22 protein-coding genes are annotated in these 22,429 nt (G+C 37.8%); 15 read left to right on the forward strand and 7 right to left on the reverse strand.

Features of this window, described 5'->3' with window-relative positions; translation table 11 throughout:
* Positions 1 to 218 precede the first annotated feature (218 nt).
* The 14 genes from H4J63_RS00830 (at position 219) to H4J63_RS00895 (ending at position 10,991) form a co-directional block, all read left to right on the forward strand.
* Positions 219 to 797, forward strand: a complete 579-nt coding sequence (locus H4J63_RS00830) for an LON peptidase substrate-binding domain-containing protein (RefSeq protein ID WP_024596915.1) — start codon at positions 219 to 221, stop codon at positions 795 to 797.
* A 68-nt stretch (positions 798 to 865) separates the two neighbouring features.
* On the forward strand, positions 866 to 1,489 hold the full coding sequence (locus tag H4J63_RS00835; protein ID WP_002962457.1) for a sigma-70 family RNA polymerase sigma factor: 624 nt from the start codon (positions 866 to 868) through the stop codon (positions 1,487 to 1,489).
* The gene (locus tag H4J63_RS00840) at positions 1,482 to 2,162 is read left to right on the forward strand and encodes a ChrR family anti-sigma-E factor (RefSeq protein WP_002962459.1); all 681 of its coding nucleotides are present in this window, start codon (positions 1,482 to 1,484) and stop codon (positions 2,160 to 2,162) included. The genes H4J63_RS00835 and H4J63_RS00840 overlap by 8 nt, the downstream gene beginning before the upstream one ends.
* Positions 2,163 to 2,170: 8 nt before the next feature.
* Positions 2,171 to 3,124, forward strand: a complete 954-nt coding sequence (locus tag H4J63_RS00845) for a DUF523 and DUF1722 domain-containing protein (RefSeq protein ID WP_138490055.1) — start codon at positions 2,171 to 2,173, stop codon at positions 3,122 to 3,124.
* Complete coding sequence (gene phrB / locus H4J63_RS00850) at positions 3,124 to 4,518, forward strand: deoxyribodipyrimidine photo-lyase (protein WP_002962463.1); 1,395 nt, start codon at positions 3,124 to 3,126, stop codon at positions 4,516 to 4,518. The genes H4J63_RS00845 and phrB overlap by 1 nt, the downstream gene beginning before the upstream one ends.
* A 1-nt stretch (position 4,519) precedes the next feature.
* Positions 4,520 to 4,948 (forward strand): nuclear transport factor 2 family protein, encoded by a 429-nt coding sequence (locus tag H4J63_RS00855; RefSeq protein WP_002962464.1) that lies wholly within the window; start codon positions 4,520 to 4,522, stop codon positions 4,946 to 4,948.
* 2 nt (positions 4,949 to 4,950) lie between these two features.
* A complete protein-coding gene (locus tag H4J63_RS00860; RefSeq protein WP_002962466.1) occupies positions 4,951 to 5,661 on the forward strand; it encodes an SDR family NAD(P)-dependent oxidoreductase in 711 nt (236 codons plus the stop codon).
* Positions 5,658 to 6,914, forward strand: coding sequence for an NAD(P)/FAD-dependent oxidoreductase (locus H4J63_RS00865; RefSeq protein ID WP_002962467.1), 1,257 nt, complete (start codon positions 5,658 to 5,660; stop codon positions 6,912 to 6,914). The genes H4J63_RS00860 and H4J63_RS00865 overlap by 4 nt, the downstream gene beginning before the upstream one ends.
* Positions 6,907 to 7,644, forward strand: a complete 738-nt coding sequence (locus H4J63_RS00870; protein ID WP_149603676.1) for a DUF1365 domain-containing protein — start codon at positions 6,907 to 6,909, stop codon at positions 7,642 to 7,644. Before H4J63_RS00865 ends, H4J63_RS00870 begins: the two co-directional genes overlap by 8 nt.
* A 37-nt stretch (positions 7,645 to 7,681) precedes the next feature.
* Positions 7,682 to 8,944: a cyclopropane-fatty-acyl-phospholipid synthase family protein gene (locus tag H4J63_RS00875; RefSeq protein ID WP_002962469.1), complete on the forward strand. Its 1,263-nt coding sequence runs from the start codon at positions 7,682 to 7,684 to the stop codon at positions 8,942 to 8,944.
* A complete protein-coding gene (locus tag H4J63_RS00880; RefSeq protein ID WP_149603678.1) occupies positions 8,922 to 9,422 on the forward strand; it encodes a DUF2878 domain-containing protein in 501 nt (166 codons plus the stop codon). The genes H4J63_RS00875 and H4J63_RS00880 overlap by 23 nt, the downstream gene beginning before the upstream one ends.
* A 53-nt stretch (positions 9,423 to 9,475) precedes the next feature.
* Positions 9,476 to 9,964, forward strand: a complete 489-nt coding sequence (locus H4J63_RS00885) for a chalcone isomerase family protein (RefSeq protein WP_182193837.1) — start codon at positions 9,476 to 9,478, stop codon at positions 9,962 to 9,964.
* Between the two features lies 1 nt (position 9,965).
* Positions 9,966 to 10,505 (forward strand): DUF3833 domain-containing protein, encoded by a 540-nt coding sequence (locus H4J63_RS00890; protein WP_182193839.1) that lies wholly within the window; start codon positions 9,966 to 9,968, stop codon positions 10,503 to 10,505.
* A gap of 210 nt (positions 10,506 to 10,715) precedes the next feature.
* Positions 10,716 to 10,991 (forward strand): HU family DNA-binding protein, encoded by a 276-nt coding sequence (locus H4J63_RS00895; protein ID WP_002962474.1) that lies wholly within the window; start codon positions 10,716 to 10,718, stop codon positions 10,989 to 10,991.
* Between the two features lie 92 nt (positions 10,992 to 11,083).
* Here H4J63_RS00895 and ilvN read toward each other — a convergent pair whose 3' ends face one another.
* Positions 11,084 to 11,581 (reverse strand): acetolactate synthase small subunit, encoded by a 498-nt coding sequence (gene ilvN, locus H4J63_RS00900; protein WP_002960314.1) that lies wholly within the window; start codon positions 11,579 to 11,581, stop codon positions 11,084 to 11,086.
* Complete coding sequence (locus tag H4J63_RS00905) at positions 11,581 to 13,305, reverse strand: acetolactate synthase 3 large subunit (protein ID WP_024596926.1); 1,725 nt, start codon at positions 13,303 to 13,305, stop codon at positions 11,581 to 11,583. The genes ilvN and H4J63_RS00905 overlap by 1 nt, the downstream gene beginning before the upstream one ends.
* Positions 13,306 to 13,794: 489 nt before the next feature.
* Here H4J63_RS00905 and H4J63_RS00910 point away from each other — a divergent pair, with 489 nt between their 5' ends.
* A complete protein-coding gene (locus H4J63_RS00910) occupies positions 13,795 to 16,809 on the forward strand; it encodes an immune inhibitor A domain-containing protein (protein ID WP_182193841.1) in 3,015 nt (1,004 codons plus the stop codon).
* A 70-nt stretch (positions 16,810 to 16,879) separates the two neighbouring features.
* On the opposite strand, the gene H4J63_RS00915 is transcribed toward H4J63_RS00910, so the two are convergent.
* The 5 genes from H4J63_RS00915 to ppnN form a co-directional block, all read right to left on the reverse strand.
* Positions 16,880 to 17,887, reverse strand: a complete 1,008-nt coding sequence (locus tag H4J63_RS00915) for an isocitrate dehydrogenase (protein ID WP_002960311.1) — start codon at positions 17,885 to 17,887, stop codon at positions 16,880 to 16,882.
* Between the two features lie 203 nt (positions 17,888 to 18,090).
* Positions 18,091 to 19,779, reverse strand: a complete 1,689-nt coding sequence (locus H4J63_RS00920) for a hypothetical protein (protein WP_182193843.1) — start codon at positions 19,777 to 19,779, stop codon at positions 18,091 to 18,093.
* A gap of 11 nt (positions 19,780 to 19,790) precedes the next feature.
* Complete coding sequence (locus tag H4J63_RS00925; protein ID WP_024596929.1) at positions 19,791 to 20,174, reverse strand: DUF3192 domain-containing protein; 384 nt, start codon at positions 20,172 to 20,174, stop codon at positions 19,791 to 19,793.
* 69 nt (positions 20,175 to 20,243) lie between these two features.
* Positions 20,244 to 21,017 carry a flap endonuclease Xni gene (gene xni / locus H4J63_RS00930; protein WP_182193845.1) on the reverse strand — a complete coding sequence of 258 codons (774 nt, stop codon included), beginning with the start codon at positions 21,015 to 21,017 and terminating at the stop codon, positions 20,244 to 20,246.
* 10 nt (positions 21,018 to 21,027) lie between these two features.
* Positions 21,028 to 22,371, reverse strand: coding sequence for a nucleotide 5'-monophosphate nucleosidase PpnN (gene ppnN / locus H4J63_RS00935; RefSeq protein ID WP_182193847.1), 1,344 nt, complete (start codon positions 22,369 to 22,371; stop codon positions 21,028 to 21,030).
* Positions 22,372 to 22,429 lie beyond the last annotated feature (58 nt).

A 22,429-nucleotide genomic window follows, 5' to 3' on the forward strand; every position in this document is an offset into this window, starting at 1 on the left:
AACGATGAGCAGTGAACTTGGATTATTTGCATTAATGTTAGCACCCGTAGTCAGTATGATTAGCGCTTATTACTCGGTTCAAGTGTTTAAAGCTATGGGAGGTTGGTTTAATCTTTAGCCAATTATATAGCTGGTAATTAATTCGATTCATACAAAGCTGATCGACTTAGCAAAAGCGCACGTAAATAAAGGCAGAGTGTTTGAAAGAAGTAGACTTTATGAAACGTGCGATTTTTCCATTACCCATTTTTATGTTACCAGAAGGCTATACGCGATTACGCATATTTGAGCCTCGCTATTTAAATATGGTTAAAACCGCATTGAAAAACAATACAGGGTTTGTGCTTTGTACATTTGAGCACGACACGCCATTTAATATAAGCGCGCAAGGTTGCCTTGTTGATATTATTGATTTTGACCAAGACGACAACGATGTATTATTAATCGATGTGTTTGCCTCTCAAAGCGTTCAAATAAATGATGTTTATCAAGACGAGGACGAACTGCGACATGGTTTGGTATCTTCTTGTAATACGCCATATTGGTATAAGGATTCTAACAACTCAGTTGGCGAACATGACTTATTGCATGATGCGCTTTTAAACGTGTTTAAAAGTAATCCGGAACTTAATTTACTGTACAAAAAAACTCACTTTGACAAACTTCCTTGGATTGCAGCTCGTTGGCTTGAGCTCCTACCTATTTCTATTGAGAAAAAACAGCAACTTGCGTTTGAAACGAACTTTGATAACTTACTGAATTTCCTCCATACTGTGATTAATAACGAATTTGCCTAAATTTTATGATCCTAAATTAATTATTGCCCGTATTACTTAATACAAAAGCAATAACGGGATAAATTATTATGGTAAGTCAACAACAATCACCACGTTGTGAACCTAATACAGGTAAGTACACTGCCATGCCAGAAACGCCGAGTAAAGAACTCATGCAAGCGCTTATAGATGTTGCACAGTCACGCGATAAAAAAGCATTTTCCTATTTATTTGAATACTTTGCGCCAAAAATTAAACGCTTTGGAATTAAGCAATTTGGTGTTGAAGCTCAAGCAATGGAGCTTGTGCAAGAGACGTTAACATCTGTTTGGCGTAAAGCACATTTGTATCACAGTGATAAAGGTGCGGCTACTACGTGGGTTTATACCGTTATGCGTAACGCTTCATTCGATATGCTTCGTAAAATGAAAAGCAATAAAGAAGAAAATATAAGCGAAGATATTTGGCCGTTATTAAACGAATCACAAGATACACATCACGAATACAGTGATCATTTAGAAGATAAACAAATTAAACGTTATTTAGATAAATTACCTATTGCTCAACGCGAAGTGGTAAGGGGCGTTTATTTTCAAGACATGTCGCAAGAGCAACTTGCACATCAACTTAATATTCCAGTAGGCACGGTAAAATCACGATTACGTTTGGCCTTGCAAAAATTACGTAATGAAATGGGAGATCAGCATGATTAAACATCACCCGAGTGAAACTTTACTGACACAGTATTGCGATGCATCACTTGCTACATCATTGAGTTTAGCCGTTTCTATACATGTAGATATGTGCCCTGTGTGCCAAGCGAAAGTAGCTAAAATTGAGGCAAGCAATGCAAACGCATTATTTAGCGAAGAGCCAGCGCAATATGAGAAACCTCAAGCTGAGCAACCTGAGTTACTTGAAGAATTTGAATTGAATGTGCTTGATATGATCACGTCTGATGATTCTATTGACGAAGTTTATGAAGTAGAGCCTGTTTCTATTAAAGTTAATGAGCATAACTATCAGCTTCCACGTGCGCTAACGCGTATTTCTCACAGTAAATTTACCCAAGTGGGTAAGCTTGCGAGATCGCGTATTGCACTTGATGATGGCCCATTACGCTCTAGCTTGTTACATATTGATGCTGGTGGTGAAATACCAGAACACACGCACACTGGCTTTGAAGTTACTTTACTCCTAGATGGCGAGTTTAGTGATGAAGAAGGAAAATATGTACCAGGTGACTTTATATGGCAAGATGGTAGCCACCAACATACTCCTTTAACAAAAGATGGTTGTTTGTGCTTTACAGTTGTCAGTAGTGCGCTACATTTTAATAAGGGCTTCAGCAAGTTACTAAATCCAATAGGTAATTTGATTTACTAAGAGAATTTATGCACACAGATATAATAAAAATAGGTATAAGCGCCTGCTTAGCAGGCGAAAAAGTTAGATTTGACACAGGTCATAAAAAGTCAAACTTCTGTATGGATGAGTTAGGTAAACACGTTGAATATACACGGTTTTGTCCGGAGGTAGCGGTAGGTTTACCAATACCTCGTCCAACTATTCGCCAAGTTAAAGTTGGCGATACTATTAAAGTATGTCGCCCAGATGGCACTGGAGATGTAGGTCAACAACTTACCGAGTATGGTAAAAAAGTTGCAACAGAACAAGCTAAAGAGTTGAGCGGGTTTGTATTTTGCGCAAAAAGTCCAAGCTGCGGCATGGAGCGCATTAAAATATACAACGAAGCAGGCACGGGTAATACCTCTGAAGGCGTTGGTTTTTTTGCTGAGCAAATAATGAAGCACAACCCATTATTGCCATGTGAAGAAAACGGTCGCTTAAACGACATGCATTTACGTGAAAACTTTGTAATGAGAATTTACGTATTTAAAAATTGGCAAAAGTTAGTACAAGAACCACTAACGGTTCATAAGCTTACTCAATTTCATTCTCAGTATAAGTACTTGTTAATGGCTCATAATTACCAAGCTTATAGAGATTTGGGTAATCTGCTTGGAACGTTCGTAGGTGACGATATAAATGCAGTTGCGGATGAATATATTTTAGGTTTGATGACGGGTCTGAAAAAGCCAGCTTCTCGCAGAAATAATTGCAACACCCTAATGCATTTACAAGGCTACTTTAAAAATGATTTATCGAAGGTTGAAAAACAAGAACTTCGTGATGCGATAGACGAATACCGCGAAGGATTGGTGCCATTGTATGTACCACTTACCTTGTTAAAACATCATTTGAAAGTTCATCCGAATGAGTACCTTGAAAAACAAGTGTTTTTTAACCCATACCCTCACGATTTAAAATTACGATTTGGTATTTAATGGATACATTATTTTGGTTTAGGCGCGATTTGCGCCTTTTTTCTAATGAAGCGTTAATTCAAGCGCTAAATAATGGCGCTAAACACGCCATTTTTTTTGTGTCTGAAAAGCAGTGGCAACAACACCAAGCTGCGCCTATTCAGATTGACTTACTCAAGCGCCGAGTTGCTTATCTTCAATCACAACTTGCTGATTACGGTATTACTTTACATATTATTGAAGCGCCTAGCTTTTGTGATTGTACGCGCGAGCTTATTAACTTTTGTAAAGCAAACGATGTAAAACACGTAATTGCTAATACAGAATATGAGCTTAATGAAGTAAACCGCGATAAAGCAATTTTGCATGAATGCGATGAGCTTTCTATTACTTTCACTTTGTACGAAGGTGATTTAATTGCACCTGTTGGAACGGTTAAAAATCAAAGTAATGAAATGTATAAAGTGTTTACTCCATTTAAACGTGCATGGTTAAAGCAGTATCAAGATACACACTTTAGTTTGCCACAATGGCCTTTAACATCTGACCCTATTGAGTTTGACGAGAGTGATTTACTAAAAAGTGATGGGTGCTCAGATAAGTGGCCGGTTGACGACGAAACACTCTCTACCGTAGTTGATAATTTTATATGCGACAAACTTACAAGTTACGACGACCAGCGTGATATTCCCAGTGTAAAAGGCACATCGGGTTTAAGCCCGTATTTAGCACTAGGTATTGTAAGCACAAAGCAACTGCTTATTAATATTCAGCAGCGTTATCCTGATATTTTAACTACATCAAAAAGTAAAACGTTTACGTGGATTAACGAGCTTGTTTGGCGCGAATTTTACAGACATTTAATTGCAGAATTTCCGAAGCTTTCGCGCGGCGATAACTTTAACGAAAAGTATAATGCTGTAGTGTGGCGTAAAAGCGAAAGCGATTTTAAAGCATGGTGCGAAGGGCGTACAGGTTACCCATTAGTGGATGCAGCAATGCTACAACTTAAGCAAACCGGTTGGATGCATAATCGTTTACGAATGGTTGTTGCAAGCTTTTTAACTAAGCATTTATTAATAGACTGGCGTGAAGGTGAACGCTTTTTTATGCAGCACTTAATTGATGGCGATTTAGCCTCAAATAATGGTGGTTGGCAGTGGGCTGCAAGTACGGGCTGTGATGCTCAGCCTTATTTTAGAGTTTTTAATCCAATCAGACAAAGCGAGCGCTTTGATCCAACGGGCAAGTTTATCCGTAAGTATTTGCCAGAGCTTGAAAACGTGCCAGATAAACACATTCATTTTCCACACACTTATTTAGCCGCAACAGGCAAAGATAAGGAATGTTACTGGCCAGCAATAGTTGATCATAAAGCGGCACGAGAACGTGCACTTGCTGCATTTAAGGTGTGATATGGATAACCAGTTACCAGTAGATAAATTTGTTGAAATATACCAACAGCTTGATAGTACTAATCTTGATTTATTGAGTGATATTTACTGTGACAACATACAGTTTATAGACCCGATGCATGAAATTAACGGCATTGTAGAATTGCGCAGGTACTTTGCTAACTTATACAGCAATGTTAAGCATTGCCAGTTTGATATTAGTGATTCGTTTAATAGCGGTAACAATGCTTTTATTTATTGGACTATGCATTATGCACATCCAAAGCTCTCATCAGGTAAAACTATCTCGGTAGACGGTCATAGCAAGCTTATTTTTAAAGATGGCAAAATTATTAAGCACAGAGACTACTTTAATGTGGGTGAGTTGTTATACAAACACATTCCTTTACTTGGTAGCGTTATAAAGCTAATTGATAAAAGGGCAGGTTAATTATGATCACACTTATAACGGGTGCTACATCAGGTATTGGCGAGCAGCTAGCAATTAAATATGCACAGCTAGGAGACACTGTTATAGCTTGCGGCCGTAATAGTGATAAGCTCGCCGAGCTTGCTAAATACGACAATATCCAAGCATGTAAGTTTGATGCAACTAACCTGCAAGATATAAAAGAGTCTACTATTGGCTTTCCTCATTTTGACCGTGTTATTTTAAACGCTGGTAATTGTGAATATATAGATGATGCGCGCAACTTTGATAGCGCGTTGTTTGAGCGTGTAATAAACGTTAACCTACTTTCTATGGGGTATTGCCTTGAGGCATTACTTCCTAAAATAAATCCAGGCGGCCAACTTGTTTTGGTCAGCTCAAGTGTTACTTACCTTGCGCTACCTCGTTCAGAAGCTTATGGCGCATCAAAAGCGGGTGTAAGTTACTTAGCAAAAAGCTTAGCGGTTGATTTAAATGATGTTGATGTGACTTTAGTTCATCCTGGGTTTGTAAAAACGCCACTTACTAATAAAAATGATTTCCCGATGCCTATGGCCGTTACGGCTGAAAAAGCAGCTGACTACATGATTAAGGGTATTCAAAAACGCCGCAAAGACGTTCATTTCCCTTATCGTTTTACACTTATATTAAAAGCTTTACGCATTTTACCACTGCCTATTTGGCTTAAAATCGCAAAAGGATTAGCCCGTTGAAAAAAATAGCAATAATAGGAACTGGTGTATCTGGTTTAACATGTGGGCATTTGCTTCACAAACATTACGATGTAACCGTATTTGAAAAAAATGATTACATAGGTGGCCACACAGCAACGGTTGATGTTGATGTGTGTGGCATCAAATACGCAATAGATACAGGCTTTATTGTATTTAATGACCGAACTTACCCATATTTTGAAAAGCTACTTTCGCGCATTGGTATTGATAAACAAACAACCCAGATGAGCTTTAGTGTGCACAACGAAGCCACTGGTTTTGAATACAATGGACATACGTTTACAAGCTTATTTGCACAGCGTCGTAATATTTTTAGACCTAAGTTTTGGCGATTACTGTACGACATTGTTAGGTTTAACAAACTGTGCAAAGCAATGCATGAAAAAGGTGATTACCAGTCTGACCAATCATTAGGGCAATTGCTTAACGATAACCAGTTTAATGACTTTTTTAAATACCATTATATTCTTCCTATGGGCGCGGCTATTTGGTCTACCAGTATTAAAGAAATGGAAAACGTAGGCGTTGAGTTTTTTGTTAAGTTTTTCTTTAATCATGGGCTTTTAGATGTAACCAATAGACCACAGTGGTATGTAGTACCAGGGGGGTCTCGTCAGTATATTAAGCCGCTGATCAGAGGTTTTGCCGACAAAATTAACCTCAATACAAATATTAAATCAGTTACGCGTCAAAATGATGAAGTAACAATAGAGTTTGCCAATGGTGAGCAAAGTAAATTTGATAAAGTAATATTTGCTTGTCATTCAGATCAGGCGCTTGCACTACTGGGTGATGCTACTGAGCAAGAAAAGTCAGTATTGGGTGCAATAGCTTACACTGAGAACTCAGTGGTGCTGCACACCGATACAAACCTTTTACCAGATAGAAAAGCGGCATGGGCAAGCTGGAACTACTTACTTAACAACAACACGGATAAAGCCGCTGTTGTTACTTACCAAATGAATATTTTGCAAGGTATACAATCAGATACACAGTTTTGTGTAACGCTTAACCATCTTGAAGGAATAAGCCAAAGTAAAATTTTGCGCGAGTTTACTTATCACCACCCTGTATTTAACCAAGAGTCTATTGCAGCTCAAAAACTTAAACACAGTATTGATGGACACAACAATAGTTATTTTTGCGGTGCTTATTGGTACAATGGTTTTCATGAAGATGGCGTACACAGTGGTGTAGATGTAGCCAAGCAACTTGGGGTCGAATTTGACTAGTGCAGTGTATTTAGGCGATGTTAAACATCGCCGTTTTGCTGTTAAAGAACATCGCTTTAGTTACCCTTTATATATGATGTGGGTAGATTTAAATAATCCTCAACAACTAAATGGTGTGCATAAACACATAGGTACGTCAGGCTTAAAGGCGTTAAAGTTTAATGAAGCTGATTATCTTACAGGCACCTCACAGCTTGCTAAACGTCCTCTTATTGAGCGTGCACACGAACAACTTGCCAATTTAGGTATTACTGAAACCTTTTCTCATATTTACATGCTTGGGCAACTTCGTTGTTTTGGTGTGTATTTTAGTCCTGTTAATTTTTACTTTTTTGGTCATAACGACACCCGTTTTAAATACATGATTGCTGAAGTAAGTAATACACCATGGAACGAACGTCATTATTATTTAGTACCTTTAGAAAAAAAAGTGAACTTTAAAAAGGTTTTTTCCGTATCACCTTTTATGAATCTAGATATGAACTATCATTGGCATGTTAAGCAATCGCTTGATAAAACATTGATACACATTGAAAATAAGCGAAATGAAGAGCTATTATTTGATGCTACACTTCGCTTAAAACGTAAAGAGCTTACTAAAGAAGAAGTTAATAAGTTATTTAAACGTTTTCCGGCCATGACATGGTCTATTTTCAAAGGTATTTATTATCAAGCGTTAAAGTTGTTTATAAAACGAGTTCCTTTTTTAGGTCACTCAGGCAAGCCATAAAGCACATAGATAGTCAGGACAATTAATAGGTATTTCAATGGATAAAGTGTCGAGCTTAAATTGCGAACAAAGCACAAACTGGTTAACTAACATATATAAAAAATTAGTGACTAAAGCCTTTTCGTCAATTGAAACAGGCCAAGTTGTTTTAGTAGATGCAAACGAGCGTACAGTTTTTGGTGACCCATCTTCAGTGCTAAAAGCAACGATTATAGTAAACGATAAAGCTATGTATAAGGCATTTGCATTATCTGGGAGCGTTGGCGCTGGTGAAGCCTATATTTTGGGGCATTGGTCTTGTGACAACTTAACCTCTTTCATTGAGATATTTGCTATAAATGAGAAGCAACTTGATGAGTTTGAGAAGAAATTCGCATTTTTTAGTAATATCGCGCACCGGTTTAATCACATAAAAAACAAAAATTCTGAATCGGGCTCTAAGAAAAATATCGTTGCTCATTACGACCTAGGTAATGATTTGTACGAATCATTTTTGAGTAAAGAAATGCTTTATTCAAGTGCTGTATATCCTACAAAAGAAGCCACACTTGAAGAGGCTCAACAATACAAGCTTAAACGCATTTGTGAGCAAGTTGAGCTTCAAAAAAATGATTCAGTAATTGAAATTGGTACAGGGTGGGGGGCTTTTGCTATATATGCAGCCACACATTACGATTGCCATGTAACAACAACAACCATATCTGATGAGCAACATGATTATGTCGCTAATAAAATTTCAGAGCTTGGTCTTGAAAGTAAAATTACATTACTTAAGCTTGATTACAGACAATTGAAAGGAAAATACGACAAGCTTGTTTCTATCGAAATGATAGAAGCGGTGGGCCATGAGTACTTACCTAGCTTTTTTACCCAATGTGGTGAATTGTTAAAAGACGACGGTGCAATGCTCATACAAGCTATAACTATTGGCGATCAGCGTTATAAGCACTACTTAAAAAACTCTGACTTTATCCAGCAGTATATTTTTCCAGGCGGGTGTTTGCCATCACTTAACGAAATGAGTGAGCAGATTAAAAATAATACCGACATGGTAATTCATACTGTTAATGATATTGGTGCTCACTACGCAAGAACATTAGCAGACTGGCGAAGCCGTTTTATAAAAAGCTGGCCTGATTTGGACCGCTCAAAATTTGATGAACGTTTTTATCGTTTATGGTTGTTTTATTTTGCTTACTGCGAAGGCGCGTTTAGAGCTAGAGCAACAAGTACGGTGCATTTAATGGCGCGTAAACCACGTTTTGTTAGCGATAACGATGATATTGCGCTCGGTTACTAATTTTGTTTTATTTCAAGCAGTGTGGTTTTTATCATTGCTGCTTGAAGCTGATTCGCTACTTTTTAGCGGATTGATTATTGTTTTAATGTTTTGGTTGTCAAAACAAAAAAAACAAGACACCTTACTTCTAATTAAAGCCCTACCTTTAGCACTATTGTTAGAATTTATAGCGGTAAAGTTAGGCTTGTTAGAATTTAAAGTTTATCCCTTCCCTCTATGGCTCGTCTTTTTATGGGCTGCGTTATTACTTTCTTTAAATACTTCTATGGTTTTTTTGAGTAAATTAAAGCTTTGGCAGGCCTTTTTAGTATGCATGGCTTTTGCGCCAGCAAGTTATTGGGCTGGGGCGCGCTTTGAAGTAATAAGCTTAGGCTTACCTTTATGGCAGTTTTGGCTCGTTTACGGTGCGCTTTGGTCTACAGTGTTTACTGTTATTCTTTTTATAAACCAAAAAATCAAGTTATTCATCAATCGCTGATCGCCCACAATTCCCATTTCGTAACATTACCCATTGACTCGAGGGAGCTTATTTTGAAATTTTTACTAAAGGCAGTTACTTTTTATTTGCTTACAACTTCAATTGTTTTAGCTGACACACAATTTAATAAAGTAGGCGAAGCACGAATGGAGTATTTATTTTGGGATGTATATGACGCGGTTTTATTTACCCCTTCAGGTAATTACAGCGCAGGAACGCATCCTATTAAATTTAAACTTACCTATTTACGTGACTTTGAAGCTAAAGAAATCGTAAAAGCAACAAATGAGCAGTGGGAGCATATTGGAAAAAAAGAGCTAGCAGACAAATACGACAGTAAATTATTGTCTATTTGGCCTGATATTAGACAAGGGGATTCGCTAACGTTAGTCACAAATGAGCAGGGTATGAGTACTTTTTATCATAATGATGAAAAAATTGGCGAAATAAATGAACCTCAATTTTCGAGTGATTTTTTAGCCATTTGGCTGGATGAAAAAACCTCTGAGCCGAAACTACGAAAGAAACTATTAGGGAATTAATATGAATGTATTTAACGTGTTTAAAACAGCTCTTGTATGCTTATCTGCTTTGTTGCTGATAAGCTGTTCGGCACCAAATGTAGAGCATTATAAAAATACATCGCCAAACTTTGACTTTAAAACATTTTTTAGTGGAGATTTGAAAGCCTACGGTGTTGTACAAGACTTTAAGGGTGAATTGACCCGCAAGCTTGTCGTAGATATGAATGCGAGCTGGGAAGGTAACCAGGGCGTTATTGAAGAAGACTTTGTTTATGACGACGGCGAAACTCAAAAGCGTATTTGGAAAATAACGTTAAATGAAGACAATAGTTTAACGGGTGTGGCAGATGATGTTATAGGTACAGCAAAAGGTAGAAGTGATGGCAGCGTATTTCATTGGAATTACGATGTAGAGCTTCCATACGATGGCAGTACTTTAAAAGTGAATTTTGATGATTGGATGTACCTGGTTACACAATCGCGCTTGATAAACCGCACATCTATTGTTAAGTTTGGAGTCGAGGTCGGGGAAGTGACCTTAGTGATCGAAAAAATATAGCTTATTTACCCAGTTGCTTAACTTGCGCCAAAATTGTACTCAAATTAAGTCTTTGTTAACCCAACACGCTGTATTTTACAGAGAATTATTTAAATTTTACTCATTTTTTAAGAATTTAAGCAAAAAATGCAATTTGCTGTTGCTAACTCTTTAAAAATGCATAAAGATAGGTTTTGCGAAGGCAAAATAATAACGAATAGGAATCTAACAATGAATAAAGCTCAATTAGTTGAAAAAATTGCTACTGATGCAGAAATCTCTAAAGCCGCTGCTACTCGTGCTCTTGACGCGTTTACAGGTGCTGTAACTTCTTCTTTAAAAGAAGGTGATTCAGTAGCATTAGTTGGTTTTGGTACTTTCTCAGTAAAAGAACGTGCAGCTCGCACTGGCCGTAACCCACAAACGGGTGCTGAGATCCAAATCGCAGCGGCAACTATCCCAAGCTTTAAAGCAGGTAAAGGTCTTAAAGACCAAGTAAACCCTTAATAGGTTTAACGAATTAAATTAAAAAAAGAGCTAATTAGCTCTTTTTTTTTATGTTTAATAAAGACATCAATTGATGCCTTTATATTATAAATTTATGCTTTTAAGGCTTTATCGCCTCGACCAATGCCAACAGCGCCAGAACGTACAACTTCAATAATATCGGTTTCATGACGAAGAGTGTCTAAAAACGACTCTATTTTGTCTGTACTGCTCACTAGTTGTAGACTATAGCTTTGTCGGCCCATATCTAAAATAGCACCTTGGAACACATCAACTACTCGCGTAACCGCTGCACGAGTCGTCTCGTCTTGAGCAAATACCTTAACAAGCAATAGCTCACGTTCAATGTGACTCATTTCTGTTAAATCGATAATTTTAAGCACGTCGACTAATTTGTTAACCTGCTTTGTAATTTGCTCTACAACTCTGTCATCACCCATTGTGGTAATGGTAATACGCGACAATGATTGATCGTCAGTTGTGCCAACAGTTAGGCTGTCGATGTTATATGCACGTTGTGAAAAAAGCCCAACAATACGTGATAGGGCACCTGGTTCGTTTTCTAATAAAATAGATAAAATACGACGCATTATGCTTTTACTCCTTTACGTAACCACATCTCATCAATGCCGCCTAACTTAATTTGCATTGGGTATACATGTTCTTTCTCATCAACGTTTATATCTAAAAAGACTAATCGGTCGTTAATTGACATTGCTTTATCGATAGCAGGTTGCAACTCATCTAGTGTGTTTACTTGTATGCCTACATGGCCGTAGCTTTCAACTAACTTAACAAAGTCAGGTAGTGAATCCATATAAGATGATGAATGACGTCCACCGTAAACCATGTCTTGCCATTGGCGTACCATACCTAAAGAGCGGTTATTAAGTGATACAACTTTTACCGCTAGGTTGTACTGTAAACAGGTTGATAGTTCTTGAATATTCATTTGAATAGAGCCATCACCCGTAATACACACAGACTCTTTATCAGGAAAGGCTAGCTTTACGCCCATCGCAGCAGGTAAACCAAAGCCCATGGTGCCTAGGCCGCCTGAGTTGATCCATTGACGAGGATGCTTAAATGGATAATATTGCGCTGCAAACATTTGATGCTGACCAACGTCAGAACTTACGTAAGCGTCGCCATTAGTAGCTTTATAAACCGCTTCTATCACGGCTTGTGGCTTAATTTTGTCGCCATCAGTGTTGTAGCTTAAGCACTTTTGTTCGCGCCAGCTGATAATTTGTCGCCACCAATCTTCTTGCGCGCTGCGGTCTATTTTAATTGGGCTTTTATCAATACCCGCTTGTAGTTGTTCAAGTACGGTTGCTAAACAACCTACAACTGGTATGTGTGCTTTAATTGTTTTAGAAATTGAAGTTGGGTCAACATCAACATGAACAATTGTGGCATTAGGGCAAAACTTTTGAACATTATTAGTTACCCTGTCATCAAATCGGGCACCAAGCGCTAAAATCACATCGGCGTTAGCCATTGCTTTGTTTGCCTCAAGCGTACCGTGCATGCCTAACATACCTACAAAGTTTGGATGCACACCTGAAATACCACCCAATCCCATTAGTGTATTTGTAATGGGGGCATTTAATGATTCAACTAAATGCGTTAATTGCTCTGATGTATTTGAAATGACAATACCACCACCAGAGTAGATAACCAGTTTTTTGGCCTCTAAAATAGCTGTTACGGCTTTGCGAATTTGTTTTGAGTGCCCTTTAGTATTAGGGCTGTACGTTCTCAGCTCGGTGGTTTTAGGAAATTCGTATTCAAACTTAATAGCAGGGTTAAGCATATCTTTTGGAAGCTCAACAACGACAGGACCTGGGCGACCAGTGCTAGCAATATAAAAAGCTTTAGCTAAGATTGTAGGGATGTCTTTAGCACTTCTACAGTTAAAACTGTGTTTAACTACAGGGCGAGAACAACCCACAATATCGGTTTCTTGGAATGCGTCGTCGCCAATCAAATTTGTAGGCACTTGGCCCGATAACACAACCATAGGAATTGAATCCATGTAGGCCGTTGCAATACCTGTAATACAGTTTGTAGCGCCAGGGCCTGAGGTTGCAAGTACAACACCAACATCTCCAGTAGCGCGGGCATAGCCGTCAGCCATATGTGTTGCAGCTTGTTCGTGACGTACTAATATATGTTCAATGTCATCTTGCTGAAAAAGTGCATCATATAAGTCTAAAACCGAACCACCGGGATAGCCAAATATGTATTTTACCTTTAACTCTTTTAATGCCTGAACTACTAGTTCAGAACCATTATATTCTTGTTTGCTCATCCTCATTCCTCTGTGCGCTTTTTTATGCATAAAAAAACCCCCGCGTAGTGCGAGGGTTTTTAAAAAGCAGTATCACCTTTTAATACATCCCCGCTGGGCTTATAACTAAGACCAGTACGAGTACGACTAAAAGATTAATGTGTGTGTTCATAGTTTTTACTCTACTTAGCAAAACACTGCTTTTAAATTAAAGATTTTGTATAGGTTTATTTTTAAGGGTTTTGAGCCTTCATGTCAACCTTGAAAGTTGTTTTTTGCATTTTAAATTCGTTTTGTGGCTTTTTTTAATTTAAACCTGCAGAAAATCTATGTTTAATTGAGTTTACTGGCAGAAATTATGCGTTTTAGGTCGTAAGTTCGATTTTAGATATAAAAGAGTGTGAGAGACCATTAGCTTTAATTGCATATGTTAACTATATGTTTTTATCGCATGTTTAAATTTCTATTATTAGGTATGATTGCTACATAATTATGTTTGAGGAAAACACAGTGAAAAAAGTGACGTTAATTGCGCTTTTAACTACGCTATTAAGCCCTATGGTGGCGGCTAATAACTTAAGTCCGCATGATATTGGTATAACTAACGAAGAGCGTATTTTATATTGGCTTAAAAAAAGAGACCAAATATCTTCAAGTGAGTTAGATAGTTCATTTAAGTCATATATGAGTAACAAAGACGTTGCCAATCACTCAATTAAAAATGGCTTTAGGCAATTTAAATCCTCCTTCAACGTTTTTTCAAATACAAATAAACAACAGGTCGCTTTTTCAACGTCGCCAGTGCCAGATCAAAGCGTTAATGATGTAAAAGTGTTAGCTATCTTAATTGATTTTCCTGATCTTAAACATGACGACAATAAACTCGTAGAGCAAGACACCGACATGTTTTACGCTGATTATTCAACTGAGCACTATCAGCAAATGCTTTTTAATACTCAAGGTTATACAGGCCCTGATGGACAAAGCTTAAAAACGGCTGCTGATTATTATAAAGTGGCTTCGGGGAACAGCTTAAACTTTAGCGGGCAGGTATATGGCTGGGTAACCGCTAATAGCAATGCAAAAATATATGGTGAGCGCCAAGGCAGTACACGGGATATAAATGCACCTGCTTTAATTAAAGAGGCAGTGGAGAAAGCAGTTGCAAAGTTTAATATTAATTTAGCGGATTATGACTTAACTGATTTAGATGATATTGATGGCGACGGTATCCTTAATGAACCTAATGGCATTATTGACCATGTAATGGTATTTCATTCAAGTATTGGCGAAGAAGCGGGTGGCGGTTACCTAAGCACCGATGCTATTTGGTCGCACCGCTACTATGTATTTGATGAAAATAGCGGGCCGAGCGAGATTGCAGGCAGTAACATTAAGCTATTTGGTTATACCATTAACCCTATTGATGCCGGGATTGGTGTGGTTGTGCATGAGTTTGGGCATGATTTAGGATTATTAGATGAATACGACTTACAATCTAACACGGTAGGTGAGCCTGTCGCGTCTTGGTCAGTTATGTCGACAGGAAGTTGGGCTGGTTCGCCAAGAGGCTCAGAGCCAGTTATGTTTAGCCCTTATGCGCTTGAATATTTACAAAAGCGGTACCAGGGTAACTGGGTTAACCAGCTTACGCTTGATATGGATGAGATAGAGGCTAATTCACAGCAAACATTAATTAATACTGCGAGTACTTCACAACAGCAAAATCAAATAAAAATAACACTACCACCAAGGCTCGAAAAATTTAGGGCTCCAGTTGAAGGTGATTTTCAATACTATTCAAATACGGGCGACAATATTAGCAACAGCTTAGCTAATACAATAGCGCTACCAAGCACAACTGAGACACTTACTTTAAGCTTTATTGCTTATTACAGTATTGAGCGTGATTACGATTTAGTTCAAGTAAAAGTAAATGGCGAGCCAATCGCGAGTAATTATACGCAAGCGCTTAATCCATACTACGGTGATATTGGTCCGTATATCTCAGGTGATTCATTTCTTAATAGTGATGCTAAGCAACCTAACGGCTATTTGACCCATAAGTTTGATTTATCAGCTTATGCTGGGCAAACAATTGATTTAAAAATTGAATACATAACAGATGCGAACACACATTATTATGGTTTTGTTGTTGATGATATGCGCATTGAGCAAAGTGATACTTTAATTTGGCAAAATAATGCACAAGATCAAGTTAACACTGAGTTTAATGGCTTTGAAAAAGTAGGTAGTTACACATATGCATCGCCATCACATTACTATTTACAACTGCGTTCATACACAGGCGTTGACAGTAGTTTGCAAGCAGAGCAGTACTCACCGGGGTTATTATTGTGGTACAGCAATGAATCTCAAGCAGATAATAACACTACCGAGCATCCAGGCAGTGGTTTTGCGTTAGTGGTAGATGCTGATCAGCGCTCGATAAATAAAGGCAGTACGCAAACTCCGGCTGCTTCAGCAATTCAAATACGTGATGCTGCTTTTAGTCTATACCAACAAAGGGCAGGGTTAGGTGATGATGATTTATCAGCTATCACCGGGTTTACTGATAAAACCGATTATAGCTTTGAAGCGCAAAAACCATCGGGTGTTGTGCTTCCACAGGTTGGTTTTGGGTTTAGTATTATAAGCCAGTCAGCAGACAGTGAAGATATAGAAGTAGAGCTTACTTACGATGTTACTAAGGGTATTAATTTTACTAAAAACGGCTTAACCGTTAATTTTAATGTAGAAGGCTTTGCACTTACTCCTGCGGACAAATTTACGTGGAGTTTTGACGATGGAAGCTCCAGCACAGAGTTAACGCCTACTCATGAATACCAAGACTATGGCACTTATAACGTTGAGTTTATGGCAGATAATGGCACTTCACAGCAAGTAGCTGTAGCACAAGTTACATTAGTTGAACCATTAACTGTAAATGAAATTGAATATGAGATAAACCAAGGAACTTTAACAGCTGAGGCATCGCTTACAGGTGGAGTAGCTCCGTATACTTATAATTGGCAGCTAGGGGATGGAAGTACTTTAGCGACTCAATCGCTTACTTATAATTATTTGTACTCTGGTGATTACCAAGTAACGCTTACAGTGACAGATAACGAAGGCACTGAGCAATCAAAAGCGATTGATGTAACTGCTAATGTTCCGCTTAACATAAACGCAAACGCTACAGTTAGTGATTTAAGCGCACAATTTAATGCCCAAGTAACCGGCGGCTTTAATAGTTACACTTATAGTTGGGATTTTGGTGATGGCAGTGTGTTATCAAATTTACAAAACCCAAGGCATACTTATCAAGCTGACGGGACTTATAACGTAACGTTGAATGTTACTGATACTCAAACCAGTGATACTTTTACTCAAGAGTTATCTGCTACTGTACAAAAGCAACAAAGTAGTTCGGGTTCAAGTGGCGGATCACTGGCGGGGTTATTAGGATTACTACTTTTGGGCTTAATTAGGTTTAATACTAACCTGCATAAATACATTAGGTAGTAAACGCAGTTAGCAAACACAAAAAAGCCCGCTAAATTAGCGGGCTATTTAAATTAATAACAAATATTAATTATAAACGGTCAATTACTGATTGAGTGAAATCAGTTGTACCGTGGCTGCCACCTAAATCGCGAGTTGTACGGTCGCCTGATTTAATTACATCAGCAACAGCACTACGAATACGCTCTGCAGTATCGCCCATATTTAAATGCTCAAGCATTTGAATAGACGCTAAAATTACAGATGTTGGGTTAGCTAGGTTTTTGCCAGCAATATCTGGTGCACTACCGTGTACAGCTTCAAAAATTGCAGCGTCTTCACCAATGTTAGCACCTGGAGCCATACCTAAACCGCCAACTAAACCAGCACAAAGGTCAGATAAAATATCACCAAATAAGTTAGTCGTAACAATTACGTCAAACTCTTCAGGTGTCATTACCAGCTTCATACATGTTGCATCAACAATCATTTCATTTGATTCAATTTGTGGGTAACGCTCAGCTACTTCACGTGCTACTTTTAAAAACAAACCAGATGTTGATTTTAAAATGTTAGCTTTATGAACTGCAGTTACTTTTTTACGACCTTCGCGTACCGCTAGCTCGTATGCAAAAGTTACGATTTTTTCTGCGCCTTCACGCGTAATGATCGATTTTGCTTGTGCTTCATTACCGTCTTCACTTACTACTTGGCCAGCACCTGAGTACATGCCTTGCGTGTTTTCACGAATAGTAATGATATCAATATCGTCGTAACGCGCTTTAGTACCAACAAATGATTTAACTGGACGTACGTTAGCGTATAAACCAAATTGCTTACGAAGTGTTACGTTAATAGATGTAAAACCTTCACCTACAGGCGTAGTTAATGGGCCTTTAAGAGTGATTTTATTTTTAGCAATTGTATCAACTGTTTCTTGCGGTAATAACTCACCTGTTTTTTCAAGTGCAGCTAGGCCAGCATCAACAAATTCATAATCAAAGTCGCAACCTGCGGCTTTTAATATTTCAAGTGCTGAGTCGATAATGCTCGGACCGATGCCGTCGCCTTTGATCACTGTGATGGTTTGTTTGGCCATTGACTTTCCTTTAAAGAGTTTGATTTGCACATAAATTATTACTCTGAGAGTAACCGCTTGTTAGAACATTTATGTGAACGTGCTTGAAAATTTAAGGGCGCATTTATACCAACTTATCACCCATTTTGCTAGTTTATACAAAAAATACTGGGTATACACGAAAGCTATAATGGGTATAAAGACATAAAATAGCTTCTAATAAACTAAATACTATTAAACAACTCGAGAGATTCTAATTGTTGATAAAAATCAGCTTTGTTATGCCACTTGAATATTTTTAGCTGTTCATTTAACGTTTGCTGCTGCCACGGAGTTAGCGAAAGTTCTGGTTTAAACACATTTTGAGCAACAATCTTCAGTGTAATCCAAAGTTTATGGGCCTCAGTTAAGTGCTTTTTAGGTGTTTGCTCTGCCTCTAAGAGTGCTGCAGTCCATGGGTTATCACTCAATAAATGAGTAAGCTGTTGTGTTAGTTGTTCAGTGTTAATTGAATTTACCCCAAAATAGGAGCAGATAGGGGCACTCAATGTTTTATTTGGTGTGTCGTCAATCAGCGTTTTACGAGAAAGCTGTGTACTGCATTGCGTTAATAAAAAATGGGCGTAAGCGTATAAAGGTAAAGTGATGTGCTCAAACTGGTCGTGATCATTTTTACTAACCAATAAAGCCATTATTTTTACTAATCCATTTAATCTGTTAGTCACGTAGGCTTGCAATGGGTGTGGGGTAACATTAACTAATTGTTCAAAAACAACCCGTTGAATTATTGCAGGTGCATTATAATAACCGACCATCGATAAACTATGTTTTAAGTCTTTTGCGGGCTGGTGTTCTTTATTATATGGTTTTACAGCCTCGCATAAATTAGCAATTACGAGAGGGTGAGGCGCCATCAGCAGGCTTAATCCTTTATAGCTGTATTCGTGCTGTAACTTAATATTACTTATTAGCTCAAGTAAAGATTGTGCCTTATCAACCTCAAGCTCACTTTGTGGTTTTACATGTTCACTGTTAAATACTTTGAAGCTAATGGTTTTATCAGTGCAATGCCATTGTTTTGGATTATCGTTAAGCGTTGCTTTTACTCTGTACCAGGTTAATTTATTTTGATTTGCTGTACTAATTAAAACATGCCGTTGTTGTGCATCAGTTGCTAAATAAATCATGGTTTGCTCAGCGTATAAAACGCGGCTTCCCGGTAATAATGGCCCTAAATGCGCTATTAGTGATTTAATTAATTGCAGTGCGAACAAGTTAGGTGTGCGAATGTACAAATCGGTAAGTGCTTTATATAAGCTAATATGTTTATTAGCCGTATTGCTCGTAATGTTCATGCTAATAATATTTGCTAGAGCAATCAGCGTTATGCCCCCATCGTAAAGCATTATTTTAGGAGCACTTACCAATGCTTGTTTATATTTATTTAATTTAGCTAGTAACTGCGTAACAGGTTTGGCTGAATCGCCACTAGCTAACATTACTTTTGCTGCTAACTGATGACGCATTTTCCAAATTTTTTTATCAGAATCTTGAAAAGGTGTTTGCTCGCAAAGCTTGTTTAATTGCGCTCCAACACATAAATGTTCAATGAGAGTAGCTGCTATGTATAGCTCACTTAAGGCACTATTATAATTTTGAGATTTACACAGGGCAGCAGTTATGACGCTCTGACTAACAACTAAATTTGTTGCATAAGAATAACTTGGGTTATAAAGCGTCAATCGGGATTGTAATGCGAATGGCTGTTTGCTGTAGAGCACTCTATATTGCTCAGCTAGCTTACTTGCCATTGGATATAGAGCTGTCCATTTTTGTTTATTGTTATAATAGCTTAAAAACAGCTGCGTATTATTAAGCAGCTGCTCTAAGGTAGTTGAAACAGCTTCATCCATTAAACCTTCACCTAATTTTGTTCTTGGTATTTATTGTATGCACTCGGGCCCCACAAAAACAACTGCCCATTTTTAAATAATAGGCCAGTACATTCATCCATAGTGGTAATACCGTCAGATGTTTTATGTTGTGTACGATAAAAAACTATCTGAAATACTTGTTCACCATCTCGTTTGGCATAAGTAAGATCGGGGCTGCCTAAGTAATCAAGAACACTATTTAGTGTTGTTGGCTGCTCAAGTGATAGTTTTTCGATGTAACGTTTATTGAAAGCCTCTCGGTCTTGCCAAATCATAGCTTGAGGATCGTCTTTATAAAAGGTAATCACCAATGCAGCTATCAGTGCATATAGCCCTAAACCTAAAATTAAATATCGGATAAATTTTTTCAATATGGCTTACTCTGACTCCGGTAACTAATATCAGTATACGTTTTGTAATGTTTAGAGGCTATTAACTTGCGACTAATTAAGTCTTAACTGCTTTAAACTAAAACCTAAATTTATATCGGTGCGTAAACTAACCAAGTGCTTTGAAATTACGTACATATCCATATTAGCGGCTAACTTTGCTTTAATACTCGGGCTTAGAGACTCATCTTCGGCTGCTTGTTCAATTGAATTATAGTTATTAACTATTTGCTGCGCAGACTTAGTACCTATTCCTTTAACTCCCGGAATATCATTTGTTTTATCGCCCGCTAATGCCCAAAAATCAACGAGTTTATTTTGCTCAACACCAAAACGCTCTTTTATACTTGTCTCATCTAGATAGAGCTTTTTAAAGTAATCGTAAACTGTAATGTAAGGGCCAATATAAGGTAAAAAGCCTTTATCAGTAGAAACAATAGTGCTCGTTATTTGATTATTTGATGCCTTAAAGGCAAGCGTTGCAATAATATCATCAGCTTCATCGTTAATAGGCTCAAATACTACAATACCGGTTTCTTCAATTGCGGCTTTAAAATGCAATAGAGCATCTTTTAATACTTGGGGCATTGGCGCGCGTGAATGTTTGTAGTCTTTATAAAAATGATAACGCCAGCTTTTGTCACCATCGAACACAGCAATGGCATGGGTTGCATTACTCGTATCTAAAAGCTTTTTACAGGCGTGGGCTACACGTGCACAGCACGTTTGTATCATTTGCTCGTCGCTATGATGTTTTTGATTTGCGTCAACGGCGTAAATGCGCCTAATTAAATTAAGCGCATCAATAAGAAGTAAATGGGGTTTCAAACTATAAAACTCATGCTTTTATTTTGTAACATGGAACATATTTACTACCAGGGAGCTTCATGCGACCTTGAAGAACAAATGCCTGTAATAATTTATCCATATTTGTCATAAGGGCAGGTTCGCCACTTAAAATGTATGGACCGTTTTGTTTAATGGCTCTAACGCCTTCGTCTTTTACATTACCAGCAACAATACCAGAGAAAGCTCTACGTAAATTAGCCGCGAGTAGCTGTTTAGGCTGATCAAGGTGTAAATCTAAACTTGCCATATTTTCATGTGTTGGTGCAAAAGGTTGTTGAAAGTCGTTATCTATTTTTAATGTCCAATTAAAGTAATAAGCATCACCTTCACTTTTACGGTAATCACGAACATTAGCCATCGATGACTTTAGTTTTTGACCGACTAATTCAGGATTATCAATAATTACTTCAAACTTATCCAACGCTTCATTACCAAGTGTCATTTCAACGAACTCGCATAGCTCTTTAAAGTACGCCTCGCTTTGTTTGGGGCCAGTTAAAATAACAGGTAAACATTGTTTAGTATTATCTGGGTGCAACAATATGCCTAATAAATATAACAACTCTTCAGCAGTACCTGCGCCACCAGGAAAAATGATAATTGCGTGAGCTGTTCTAATAAAAGCTTCAAGGCGTTTTTCAATATCAGGTAAAATAACGAGTTCGTTTACAATAGGATTTGGTGGCTCGGCAGCAATAATGCTTGGCTCTGTTAAACCTAAGTAGCGATTATCGGTGTTACGTTGCTTTGCGTGGCCAATAGTTGCGCCTTTCATTGGGCCTTTCATGGCACCAGGACCACAACCGGTACAAATATTTAATCCACGTAAACCAAGTTCGTAACCTACTTGTTTTGTGTACTTATATTCAACCTCGTTTATTGAATGTCCGCCCCAGCAAACAACCATGTTAGGCTCGCTTTTAACACGCAGTGCACCTGCATTTCTGAGCATATCGAACACCATATGGGTTATGGCTTTTTGCTCTTTTAAATCTTTTTCGTATTTTTGACAAATAAACAAAATATCACGAATAACAGAAAATATATGTTCGTGAATACCGGTAATTATTTCGCCATCAACAAATGCGGTTTCGGGTGGGTTTTCAAGCTCAATTTTAATACCTCGTTCGCGGCTTACTAAACGAATATCAAAATCTTTATATTTGTCGTATATATCGTTACTGTCGTCGGTATGGCTACCTACATTGAGGACTGCAAGTACGCAGTTTCTAAATAATTTATAACGCTCACTAGCAGACGATTGCTCTAATAAATCAACTTCTAATTGCGACAGTAAATCTAAAACCCCAGTTGGGTTTAACTGTATTAACATAGACGTGCTCCTACTACTAAATCGTAAAACTACTTGTCATAAAAGTTATAATAGCTAT

Origin of the sequence: Pseudoalteromonas sp. 5Ae-yellow (assembly GCF_014077565.1) — a bacterium.
GTDB lineage: Bacteria > Pseudomonadota > Gammaproteobacteria > Enterobacterales > Alteromonadaceae > Pseudoalteromonas.

Coding starts and splice junctions, on each gene's coding strand:
- H4J63_RS00835 (WP_002962457.1), top strand. CDS start 866: ATGGTAAGTCAACAACAATCACCACGTTGTGAACCTAATACAGGTAAG.
- H4J63_RS00860 (WP_002962466.1), top strand. CDS start 4,951: ATGATCACACTTATAACGGGTGCTACATCAGGTATTGGCGAGCAGCTA.
- phrB (WP_002962463.1), top strand. CDS start 3,124: ATGGATACATTATTTTGGTTTAGGCGCGATTTGCGCCTTTTTTCTAAT.
- H4J63_RS00905 (WP_024596926.1), bottom strand. CDS start 13,305: ATGAGCAAACAAGAATATAATGGTTCTGAACTAGTAGTTCAGGCATTA.
- H4J63_RS00845 (WP_138490055.1), top strand. CDS start 2,171: ATGCACACAGATATAATAAAAATAGGTATAAGCGCCTGCTTAGCAGGC.
- ilvN (WP_002960314.1), bottom strand. CDS start 11,581: ATGCGTCGTATTTTATCTATTTTATTAGAAAACGAACCAGGTGCCCTA.
- H4J63_RS00855 (WP_002962464.1), top strand. CDS start 4,520: ATGGATAACCAGTTACCAGTAGATAAATTTGTTGAAATATACCAACAG.
- H4J63_RS00890 (WP_182193839.1), top strand. CDS start 9,966: ATGAATGTATTTAACGTGTTTAAAACAGCTCTTGTATGCTTATCTGCT.
- H4J63_RS00840 (WP_002962459.1), top strand. CDS start 1,482: ATGATTAAACATCACCCGAGTGAAACTTTACTGACACAGTATTGCGAT.
- H4J63_RS00895 (WP_002962474.1), top strand. CDS start 10,716: ATGAATAAAGCTCAATTAGTTGAAAAAATTGCTACTGATGCAGAAATC.
- H4J63_RS00920 (WP_182193843.1), bottom strand. CDS start 19,779: ATGGATGAAGCTGTTTCAACTACCTTAGAGCAGCTGCTTAATAATACG.
- H4J63_RS00875 (WP_002962469.1), top strand. CDS start 7,682: ATGGATAAAGTGTCGAGCTTAAATTGCGAACAAAGCACAAACTGGTTA.
- H4J63_RS00915 (WP_002960311.1), bottom strand. CDS start 17,887: ATGGCCAAACAAACCATCACAGTGATCAAAGGCGACGGCATCGGTCCG.
- H4J63_RS00880 (WP_149603678.1), top strand. CDS start 8,922: ATGATATTGCGCTCGGTTACTAATTTTGTTTTATTTCAAGCAGTGTGG.
- H4J63_RS00830 (WP_024596915.1), top strand. CDS start 219: ATGAAACGTGCGATTTTTCCATTACCCATTTTTATGTTACCAGAAGGC.
- ppnN (WP_182193847.1), bottom strand. CDS start 22,371: ATGTTAATACAGTTAAACCCAACTGGGGTTTTAGATTTACTGTCGCAA.